General features: G+C 68.5%; 7 protein-coding genes. 6 read left to right on the top strand and 1 reads right to left on the bottom strand.

Annotated features, from left to right (window positions below; all coding sequences use genetic code 11):
• The first annotated feature begins 100 nt into the window (after positions 1-100).
• From AC3WQR_RS27910 to AC3WQR_RS27890, 5 genes are all read left to right on the top strand, one after another.
• Positions 101-589 (top strand): YbaK/EbsC family protein, encoded by a 489-nt coding sequence (locus AC3WQR_RS27910; RefSeq protein WP_062477348.1) that lies wholly within the window; start codon positions 101-103, stop codon positions 587-589.
• Positions 586-855: a DUF1289 domain-containing protein gene (locus tag AC3WQR_RS27905; protein WP_082818188.1), complete on the top strand. Its 270-nt coding sequence runs from the start codon at positions 586-588 to the stop codon at positions 853-855. The genes AC3WQR_RS27910 and AC3WQR_RS27905 overlap by 4 nt, the downstream gene beginning before the upstream one ends.
• Positions 852-1,490 carry a 2-hydroxychromene-2-carboxylate isomerase gene (locus AC3WQR_RS27900; RefSeq protein ID WP_492745090.1) on the top strand — a complete coding sequence of 213 codons (639 nt, stop codon included), beginning with the start codon at positions 852-854 and terminating at the stop codon, positions 1,488-1,490. The genes AC3WQR_RS27905 and AC3WQR_RS27900 overlap by 4 nt, the downstream gene beginning before the upstream one ends.
• A 214-nt stretch (positions 1,491-1,704) precedes the next feature.
• A complete protein-coding gene (locus AC3WQR_RS27895; RefSeq protein ID WP_062477354.1) occupies positions 1,705-3,399 on the top strand; it encodes an MFS transporter in 1,695 nt (564 codons plus the stop codon).
• A 131-nt stretch (positions 3,400-3,530) separates the two neighbouring features.
• Positions 3,531-3,719, top strand: coding sequence for a hypothetical protein (locus tag AC3WQR_RS27890; protein ID WP_056577413.1), 189 nt, complete (start codon positions 3,531-3,533; stop codon positions 3,717-3,719).
• Between the two features lie 16 nt (positions 3,720-3,735).
• On the opposite strand, the gene AC3WQR_RS27885 is transcribed toward AC3WQR_RS27890, so the two are convergent.
• On the bottom strand, positions 3,736-4,866 hold the full coding sequence (locus tag AC3WQR_RS27885; RefSeq protein WP_139701371.1) for an ABC transporter substrate-binding protein: 1,131 nt from the start codon (positions 4,864-4,866) through the stop codon (positions 3,736-3,738).
• A gap of 185 nt (positions 4,867-5,051) precedes the next feature.
• Between AC3WQR_RS27885 and uvrA the strand changes: the two genes are divergently transcribed.
• A complete protein-coding gene (gene uvrA, locus AC3WQR_RS27880; RefSeq protein ID WP_492745089.1) occupies positions 5,052-10,802 on the top strand; it encodes an excinuclease ABC subunit UvrA in 5,751 nt (1,916 codons plus the stop codon).
• Positions 10,803-10,860 lie beyond the last annotated feature (58 nt).

Below are 10,860 nucleotides of genomic sequence, written 5' to 3'. Positions count from 1 at the left end.
GGCGCAAGGGGGCGGTGGCGCCGGTGCGCGGGGCTTTTCCGTATGCTCGGGGCCTTGCAACGCAGGGCGAACGCCCCTCACGAACCCCGAAGAACTTGCCATGTGCGGCTCCGAACTCCATTCCCTCCCTGAAGGTGTCCAGCGCGTCTCCCGCGTGCTGCAGGACGCCGGCCATCCCCATGCGCCCCGCATGCTCGACGACGCCTGCCGCACCGCGCAGCAGGCTGCCGACGCGCTGGGCATCTCGGTCGGGCAGATCGCCAAGAGCATCATCTTCCGGCGCAAGAGCGACGAGGCGGCGGTGCTGGTCATCACCTCGGGCGACAAGCGCGTCGACGAGAAGAAGGTCGACGCCATCGTCGGCAAGACCGGCCGCGCCGACGCCGACTTCGTGAAGGCGCGCACCGGCTTCACCATCGGCGGCGTGTCGCCGGTGGGCCATGTGACCAAGCCGGTGGTGCTCATCGACCGCGAGCTGTTCCGCTTCGAGGAGATCTGGGCCGCCGCGGGTCACCCGCACGCGGTGTTCCAGCTGCACCCGACCGATCTCGAGAAGCTCACCGGCGCGCCGGTGGCCGACGTGGTGTGAACTTCGACGAAGCGCATGCGCTCGCCGAGCGCGCGGGCACCGTGCAGCGCATGGACGGCGAGGTGCCTTCGCCGTGCTCGTCGGTGTGCCGCATGGACCGCCTGAGCGGCTTCTGCGAAGGCTGCCTGCGCACCATTCCCGAGATCGCCGGCTGGAGCAAGATGGAAGACGACAGCCGCCGCCAGGTGTGGCGCGCGATCGAACTGCGGGCCCAGGCCGGCATCTGGCGCGTGCCCGAACCCACCACAGGAGACCACGACGCATGAAGCACATCGACTTCTATCTCGATTTCATCTCGCCCTACGCGCACCTGGCGTTCGAGCACCTGCCCGAGGCGCTCGAAGGCCTGAGCGTGAGCGTGGCCTACAAGCCCGTGCTGCTGGGCGCGCTGCTCAAGCACCACGGCCAGCTCGGGCCGGCCGAGATTCCTTCGAAGCGCAGCTGGACCTACCGCCACGTGCTGTGGCTGGGCCAGGCGCACGGCATCCCCATCGAGATGCCGGCCTCGCACCCGTACAACCCGCTGCCGCACCTGCGCCTGGCCGTGGCCACGGGCGACGACGGCAGCATCAGCCGCCTGGCGGCCGAGACCCTCTTTCGCCACGTGTGGCGCGGCGGCGAAGAAGCGGGCGATGCCACGCGGCTGGCCGCGCTCACCGCGCAGCTGCAGCCGAAGCGCGACGTGAACGGCGACGAGAACAAGGCCCTGCTCAAGCGCAACACCGACGAGGCCGTGGCGCAGGGCGTGTTCGGCGTGCCGTGCTACGTGGTCGACGGGCGCCTGTTCTGGGGCTTCGACGGCCTGGCGATGCTGCGCGCCTACCTGCAGGGCGATGCCTGGTTCGACGGTCCGCAATGGACCGGCGCCGACCAGCGGCCCTCGTTGCTGCGCAAGAACTGAGGTCCCTTTTGCTGCGCAGCAGCAAGGACTGAGGACAAACCCGCGCAGGGTCCTTGTTTCTTACAAGCTGAAACGAGCAGCGCGGGTTTCACCCTAAACCGTAAGCGCCCGTTCAGTTTCGCGAAAGCCTCGGGTCAGTCGCGCCTCCAAGAATGCCCCACGGTCCCGAATGCCGGGAACCGATGGACGCATACATACACACCAGGAGACGACGATGGCAGCCACGCTAGATTCAAGGGGAGTGCCGCATCCGGCCCCCCGGCCCATGTCCGCGGAGGAGAAGAAGGTCATCTTCGCCTCCTCGCTCGGCACCGTGTTCGAGTGGTACGACTTCTATCTGTACGGTTCGCTCGCCGCGATCATCGCGAAGCAGTTCTTCAGCGGCCTGGATGCGGGCGCAGCCTTCATCTTCGCGCTGCTGGCGTTTGCCGCCGGCTTCCTGGTGCGTCCGTTCGGCGCCATCGTGTTCGGCCGCCTGGGCGACATGATCGGTCGCAAGTACACCTTCCTGGTGACGATCCTGATCATGGGCCTGTCGACCTTCATCGTCGGCCTCTTGCCCAGCTACGCGACCATCGGCGTCGCGGCGCCGGTGATCCTGATCGCGCTGCGCATGCTGCAGGGCCTGGCGCTCGGCGGCGAGTACGGCGGTGCTGCCACCTACGTGGCCGAGCACTCGCCGCACGGCAAGCGCGGTGCCTACACCTCGTGGATCCAGACCACGGCCACGCTCGGCCTGTTCCTGAGCCTGATCGTGATCCTGGGCGTGCGCACCTGGCTCGGTGAGCAGGCGTTCGGCGAGTGGGGCTGGCGCATTCCGTTCCTGGTCTCCATCCTGCTCCTGGCCATCTCGGTGTGGATCCGCCTGACGCTGTCGGAGTCGCCGGCCTTCCAGAAGATGAAGGCCGAGGGCAAGACCTCGAAGGCGCCGCTCGCCGAATCCTTCGGCCAGTGGAAGAACCTGAAGATCGTGATCCTGGCGCTGATCGGCCTCACGGCCGGCCAGGCCGTGGTCTGGTACTCGGGCCAGTTCTATGCGCTGTTCTTCCTGACGCAGCAGCTCAAGGTCGATGCGACCACCGCCAACCTGATGATCGCCGCCGCGCTGCTGCTGGGCACGCCCTTCTTCGTGGTGTTCGGCACGCTGTCCGACAAGATCGGCCGCAAGCCGATCATCATGGCCGGCTGCCTGCTGGCCGTGGTCACCTACTTCCCGGTCTTCAAGATGCTGACCGAAGCCGCCAACCCCGACCTGGCCCGCGCACAAGCCACGGCCGGCGTCACCGTGACGGCCGACCCGAAGACCTGCTCGTTCCAGGGCAACCCCGTGGCCCGCGAGATCGACTTCAAGAGCTCGTGCGACATCGCCAAGCGCTACCTGGTGCAGAACTCGGTGAGCTACGAGAACGTGGCCGGCGCGCCCGGCTCCGCGGCCGTCGTGAAGATCGGCGACAAGACCGTCGAGGCGCCCACCGGCGTGGTCGCGAACTCCAAGTTCGACGAGACCAGCGTCAAGGCCATCGCCGCCTTCAAGAAGGGCGTGGCCGAAGACCTGAAGGTCGCCGGCTACCCGTCCAAGGCCGACCCCGCCAAGATCAACAAGGTGCTGACCATCGTGTTGCTGTTCTGGCTGGTGCTGCTGGTGACCATGGTCTACGGCCCGATCGCCGCGATGCTCGTCGAGATGTTCCCCACGCGCATCCGCTACACCTCGATGAGCCTGCCGTACCACATCGGCAACGGCTGGTTCGGCGGCCTGCTGCCGACCACCGCCTTCGCCATCGTGGCCTCGACCGGCAACATGTACAACGGCCTGTGGTACCCGATCATCATCGCGGGCATCACGCTGGTGATCGGCACGCTGTTCATCCGCGAGACCAAGGACGTGGACATCTACGCCAACGACTGATCGGCGGCATCTGGAGGGGGCCGCGCGGCGGCTGCCCTCCGTTCAACAAAGAGGCTTCATGCCCCGCGGCATGAGGCCTTTTTCTTGAACCCTTTCTTGCCTCTTCCTCACCTTTTCAGGAGACAGTACCCATGTGGAAAATCGTTGTCGGCTTCGTCATCTTCGCCGCCATTGCCCTGTATGTGATTTCGATGGGCGGCGACAAGATCGACATGTCCGGCGAGAAGCACGGCGGCGACACGACGCACGCCCCCGCACCGGCGGCCACGCCGGCGCCTGGCGCGTCGGCACCGGCCGCCGCGGCTTCCGCCGCGAAGTAACGCAACGGGGCGCGCGTCAGCGCTTGAAGCGGCCTTCGCTGATGATCGCGAGGTCCGCGAAGTCGATGCCGCTGTGGTCCTGGGGCGAGTAGCTCACCTCGAGCCCGCCGCCCAGGTCGTAGCCCTTGAGGCTTTCGAGCGCCGCCAGCACCTTGGCGCGCGTGGGCTTGGGGCCCGCGCGGCGCAAGGCCTCCACCAGCACCTTGGCCGAGGCGAAGCCTTCGAGTGCGGCCGGTGACAGCTCGCCCTGGCCCTTGGCGCGGGCCAGCGTCAGCGCCTCCTTCACCATCGGCTGGCCCATCGAGCGTTCGCTGGGGAACACCTGCGTCACGATCACGCCGCGGCTGGCGTCGCCCAGCTGCTTGATGAAGCCCGACGAGGCGTTGTTCGACAGCGTGACCACCTGCGCCGCCGAGCCCGCGGCGCGCAGCGCCTTGATGCCGTCGACCACCGCCACGCCCGAGCCGATCCACACCACCGCCTGCGCATCGGCCTTCATGATGGCGGGCACGATGGTCTTGTAGTCGGGCTTTTCGCGGTCGGCCGGCACGGTCGCGATCGGCTGGGCCTTGCCCTTGGTGAAGCCGTTCATGGCGCCCTGCAGCGCGTCGGCACCGAACGAGTCGGTCACGTGGACCACGGCGATGCGCGTCAGGCCGATGGTCAGCAGGTGCTGCACCGCCTTCTCGGCCTCGCGCTGGTAGGTGGCGCGCACGTTGAACACGTGCTTTTGCAGCGGCTTGTGCAGCACCATCGCGCCGGTCGAGGGGCCGATGAGCGCCACCTCGTTCTTGTCCAGGTACGGGATGATGGCCTGCGAGTGCGGCGTGCCGCGGCTCATGAAGAGCGCGAGCACCTTCTTGTCCTCGATCAGCACGCGCGCGTTATCGCCCGCGCGCTTGACGTCGAAGGCGTCGTCCATGCGGATGACCTCGATCTTCTCGCCGTGGATGCCGCCCTGGGCATTGGCCGCGTCGATCACCAGTTGCGCGCCGCCGATGGTCTCGTTCACGCTGGCGGCCACCGAGCCGGTCATGCCGGCGGTCTGGCCGATCACGATCTGGGCCGAGGCGCCCATTGCGTACAGCGCCAGCAGGGCGGCCACGCCGAGCGCGTGCCGTGAACCTGCCACTTTCTTCTTCGTCATGAAAGCCTTTCGGAGCCTTCGGGAGACTCGCTGAACAATTGTGAAAACAAATGTCGCATTTGTTTCATAAAGTGTCTTTGGACGCATCCAGACAAACCCCTGCGCGGGCGCCGCCCATGCGCCGGCGTGGGCCGAAGCGTCACGAAGCACTCCCTAGAATGTTTGCCCCACCCCCCAAGGCACTCATGACACAGGGCTCCATCCGGATTCGCGGCGCGCGCCAGCACAACCTCCAGAACCTCGACCTCGACATCCGCACCGGCGAGATGACCGTGGTCACCGGGCCCAGCGGCTCGGGCAAGTCGAGCCTCGTGTTCGACACCCTCTACGCCGAAGGCCAGCGCCGCTACGTGGAGACCTTTTCCGCCTACGCGCGCCAGTTCCTGGACCGCATGGACAAGCCGGCCGTCGACAAGGTGGAGGGCGTGCCGCCCGCCATCGCCATCGACCAGACCAACCCGGTGCGCTCCTCGCGCTCCACGGTCGGCACGATGACCGAGCTGAACGATCACCTGAAGCTGCTCTACGCGCGCGCAGCCCAGCTGTTCGACCGCGAGACCGCGCTGCCGGTGCGCCACGACTCGCCCGACAGCATCTATGCGCAGATCGCCGAGCGCGCGGCTGCGGCGGGCGACCCGCGCATCGTCATCACCTTCCCGGTCGAGCTGCCCGCTGGCACCTCGGCCGAAGAAGTGACGCAGTGGCTGTCCGCCAGCGGCTTCACGCGCGTGCAGGCCGAGCGCGAGGTGGCCACGCCCACCGGCCCGCGCAAGGTGCTCGACGTGGTGGCCGACCGCTTCCGCATCTCGAGCGCGGAGCGCGCGCGCGTGGTCGAGGCGATCGAGGTGGCGCTCAAGCGCGGCAGCGGCCGCGTCACCGTGCATGCGACTGGCGCCGAGGAAAACGCACCGACCGACGTGTGGAAGTTCTCCACCGGCCTGCATTGCCCCGAGAGCGACATCCGCTACACCGACCCCATCCCGTCGATGTTCTCGTTCAACTCGGCGGTGGGCGCCTGCGACACCTGCCGCGGCTTCGGCCGCGTGATCGGCGTCGACCTGGGGCTCGTGATCCCGAACGACAAGCTCACGCTGCGCGCGGGCGCCATCAAGACCATCCAGACGCCCGCGTGGAAAGAGGCGCAGGACGACCTCATGCGCCACGCCGAAGCCGCCGGCATTCCGCGCGACACGCCGTGGAACAAGCTCACCGAGGAGCAGAAGCACTGGGTGATCGAGGGCACGCCCAACTACAAGGACGGCAACTGGAACAAGCAGTGGTACGGCGTGCGCCGCTTCTTCGGCTACCTGGAGAGCAAGGCCTACAAGATGCACATCCGCGTGCTCTTGTCGAAGTACCGCAGCTACACGCCGTGCCCTGTGTGCAGCGGCGCGCGCCTGAAGCTCGACCCGCTGCTGTGGCGCATCGGCAGCAAGGACGACGCCGACGCGGTGCTGCCGCCTGAAAAGCGCTTTCTTCCCACCGGCGCGAAGTGGAGCCGCGCGCAGCTCGAGGCGCTGCCCGGCCTGTGCCTGCACGACCTGATGCTGCTGCCCATCGAGCGGCTGCGCAAGTTCTTCGACCGCGTGGAGCACCACGGCAACGGCAGCCCCGCCAGCGAAGGCGAGGCGCAGGCGCTGAAGCTGCTGTTCGAGGAGATCACCACGCGACTGCGCTACCTGCACGACGTGGGCATCGGCTACCTCACGCTCGACCGCCAGAGCCGCACGCTCAGCGGCGGCGAGGTGCAGCGCATCAACCTCACGACGGCGCTGGGCACCTCGCTGGTGAACACGCTGTTCGTGCTCGACGAGCCCAGCATCGGCCTGCACCCGCGCGACATGAACCGCATCACCGAGGCCATGCTGCGCCTGCGCGATGCGGGCAACACGCTGGTGGTGGTCGAGCACGACCCGGCCGTGATGCTCGCGGCCGACCGCGTGATCGACATGGGCCCAGGCCCCGGCGCGCGCGGCGGGCAGATCGTGTTCGACGGCGGCACCGACCAGCTGCGCGACGCCGACACGCTCACCGGCCAGTACCTGGGCGGGCGCAAGAAGATCGGCATGGGCTTCAAGCGGCTCGTGAGCGAGAACACGCACCGGCTCATCCTCGAAGGCGTGCGCGAGCACAACCTGAAGAACATCACGGTCGACTTTCCGCTCGCGCGCCTCGTGTGCGTGACCGGCGTGAGCGGCTCGGGCAAGTCCACGCTGATCCAGGACGTGCTGGCGCCCGCGCTCATGCGCCACTTCGGCAAGGCCACCGAGACGCCGGGCGCGCACGACCGCATGCTCGGCGCCGATCACCTGGGCGACGTGGTGTTCGTCGACCAGTCGCCCATCGGCAAGACCGCGCGCTCCAACCCCGCGAGCTACGTGGGCGCGTGGGACGCCATCCGCGAGATCTTCGCCACCGCGGCGCTGTCGCGCCAGCGCGGCTACACCGCGAGCAAGTTCAGCTTCAACTCCGGCGACGGGCGCTGCCCCACCTGCGGCGGCTCGGGCTTCGAGCACGTCGAGATGCAGTTCCTGTCGGACGTGTACCTGCGCTGCCCCGACTGCGACGGCAAGCGCTACCGGCCCGAGATCCTCGAAGTGAAGATCGAGCGCAAGGGCAAGGGCTACAACGTGGCCGACATCCTGGAGCTCACCGTGGCCGAGGCTGCGGCGCTGTTCGACACCGACCGCGACGTGCTGCGCGTGCTGCAGCCCATCGTCGACGTGGGTCTGGACTACGTGAAGCTCGGCCAGCCCGTGCCCACCCTCTCGGGCGGCGAGGCGCAGCGCCTGAAGCTCGCGGGCTTCCTGGCCGAGGCGGCCAAGAGCGCGACCGCGAGCCGCCAGATGGTGGCGCGCAAGGGCACGCTGTTCCTGTTCGACGAGCCGACCACCGGCCTGCACTTCGACGACATCGCGCGGCTCATGCGCGCGCTGCGCAAGCTGCTCGACGCGGGCCATTCGCTCATCGTCATCGAGCACAACCTCGACGTGATCCGCGCCAGCGACTGGCTCATCGACCTCGGCCCCGAAGGCGGTGACGCCGGCGGCCAGGTGGTGGCCGAGGGCACGCCCGAGCAGCTGCGCGAGAACCGCGCCTCGCTCACCGGCGCGGCGCTGGCCGACTACGAGCTCGCCGTCGGACCGGGCGCCTACAAGGTGGCCGAGCGCGCCGCGCGGCGCTACATCGCCAACGCCAAGACGGCGCCCGGCGGCAACGCCATCGAGATCGTCAACGCGCGCGAGCACAACCTGAAGAACCTCAGCGTGGACATTCCGCGCGGCAAGTTCAGCGTGGTGACGGGCGTGAGCGGTTCGGGCAAGTCGACGCTCGCATTCGACATTCTTTTCAACGAAGGCCAGCGCCGCTACCTCGAATCGCTCAACGCCTATGCGCGCAGCATCGTGCAGCCCGCGGGCCGGCCCGAGGTGGACGCGGTGTACGGCATTCCACCCACGGTGGCCATCGAGCAGCGCCTGTCGCGCGGCGGCCGCAAGAGCACGGTGGGCACCACCACCGAGGTGTGGCACTTCCTGCGCCTGCTGTACGTGAAGCTGGGCATCCAGCACTGCGTGCACGACGGCGCGGCCGTGCAGCCGCAGACGCCCGACAGCATCGCCGCGCAGCTGATGCGCAACTTCAAGGGCCAGCACATCGGCCTGCTCGCACCGCTGGTGAGCAACCGCAAGGGCGTGTACACCGAGCTGGCCGACTGGGCGCGCCCGCGCGGCTTCACGCACCTGCGCGTGGACGGCGACTTTTTGCCGACCACGGGCTTTCCGCGCATCGACCGCTTCAAGGAACACAGCATCGAGCTGCCCGTGGCCAGCCTCGACGTGCTGCCCTCGCAGGAGAACGAACTGCGCGCGGCGCTCACCAAGGCGCTCGAGCACGGTAAGGGCGTGGTCCATGTGCTGAGCGAGCTCGACGGCCTGCGCGCCGCCATGATGGCCGGCGTGTCCGCCGTGGGCATCGGCCGCGTGCAGGTGTTCTCCACGCTGCGCGCCTGCCCGGTGTGCAGCACCAGCTACGCCGAGCTCGATCCGCGCCTGTTCAGCTACAACAGCAAGCACGGCTGGTGCCCCGACTGCGTGGGCACGGGCGTGAAGCTCAGCAAGGACCAGCGCAAGGTCTTCGACGATTCGATCCGCGACGACGACAGCAAGGGCCGCGAACAGACTTTCGCCGAGCCCGAGGTGGAAGACCTCGCCGACGTGGCGTGCCCGACCTGCGAAGGCACGCGCCTGAACGCCACCGCGCGCGCCGTGGGCTTCGGCACCGCGGCCGACGGCTCGGGCGGCATCGGCATCACGCAGCTCGCGCGCATGAGCGTGACCGAGGTGCGCCAGTGGTTCGAAGGGCTGGTGCTCAACGGCCGCGAAGCCGAGATCGCGCGCGACCTCGTGCCCGAGATCAAGAGCCGCCTCGAATTCCTCGAAGAAGTGGGCCTGGGCTACCTCACGCTCGACCGTGGCGCGCCCACGCTCTCGGGCGGCGAGGCGCAGCGCATCCGCCTGGCGGCGCAGCTGGGCAGCAACCTGCAGGGCGTGTGCTACGTGCTCGACGAGCCGACCATCGGCCTGCACGCGCGCGACAACCAGATCTTGCTGAACGCGCTGCACAAGCTCGGCGAGAAGGGCAACACGCTGGTGGTGGTGGAGCACGACGAAGACACCATCCGCCGCGCCGACCACATCATCGACATCGGCCCCAGCGCCGGCAAGCGCGGCGGCCGCCTCGTGGCCGAGGGCACGGTGGCCGACATCCAGAAGGCCGGCGATTCGCAGACCGGCCGCTACCTGCGCGATGCCATCAAGCACCCGCTGCAGGCGCGCCGCCTCATTCCCTCGCCCGATCCGAAGGCGGAAGACAGCGGCAACTGGCTCACCGTGCACGGTGCCGACCTGCACAACCTGCAGGACGTGACCGCCACGCTGCCGCTGCATCGCCTCGTGGTGGTCACCGGCGTGAGCGGCTCGGGCAAGTCGACGCTGGCGCGCGACGTGCTGCTGGCCAGCGTGCAGGGCATCGTGGTGCAGCGCATGACCAAGGCCGGCCGCGACGCCGATGCCGCGGGCAAGCGCCCGGCCTGGGTCGGCTGCCGCGGCGTCGACGGCTACGAGGTCATCGACCGCGTGCTCGAGGTCGACCAGACGCCGATCGGCAAGACACCGCGCAGCTGCCCCGCCACCTACATCGGTTTCTGGGACACCATCCGCAAGCTCTTTGCAGACACGCTCGAGGCCAAGGCGCGCGGCTACGGCCCGGCGCGCTTCAGCTTCAACACCGGCGAAGGCCGCTGCCCGGGCTGCGAAGGCGCGGGCGTGCGCACCATCGAGATGAGCTTCCTGCCCGACGTGAAGGTGCCCTGCGAGGTGTGCCACGGCGCGCGCTTCAACCCCGAGACGCTGGCCGTGAGCTGGCGCGGCAAGAGCATCGGCGACGTGCTGAAGATGGAGGTCGACGAGGCGGTCGAGTTCTTCGCCAGCATGCCCAACATCGCGCATCCGCTGCAGCTGCTGAAGGACGTGGGCCTGGGCTACCTCACGCTGGGGCAGCCGTCGCCCACGCTGTCGGGCGGCGAGGCGCAGCGCATCAAGCTGGTGACCGAACTCAGCAAGGTGCGCGACGACATCACCCGCCGCGGCCAGAAACCGCCGCACACGCTGTACGTGCTCGACGAGCCGACCGTGGGCCTGCACATGGCCGACGTCGAGAAGCTGATCCACGTGCTGCACCGGCTGGTGAACGGCGGCCACAGCGTGGTGGTGATCGAGCACGACCTCGACCTGATCGCCGAAGCCGACTGGATCCTCGACCTCGGGCCCGAAGGCGGCAACGCCGGCGGGCGCATCGTGGCGGCGGCGCCGCCGGAGGAGGTGGTGCGATTGGGTACGCACACTGGCGTAGCTCTTAAGGCCGTGTTGGCACGTTGACGCGCACAGGCGCACAATGGCTTGAACCCTTGGCGCAGGCGCATCCTGAATCAGCCAT

This window comes from Variovorax sp. FW305-3-2-15-B-LB1 (genome assembly GCF_058787635.1).
The sequence above is the reverse complement of the archived record's forward strand: the minus strand, read 5'-3'. Positions and strand labels throughout refer to the sequence as shown.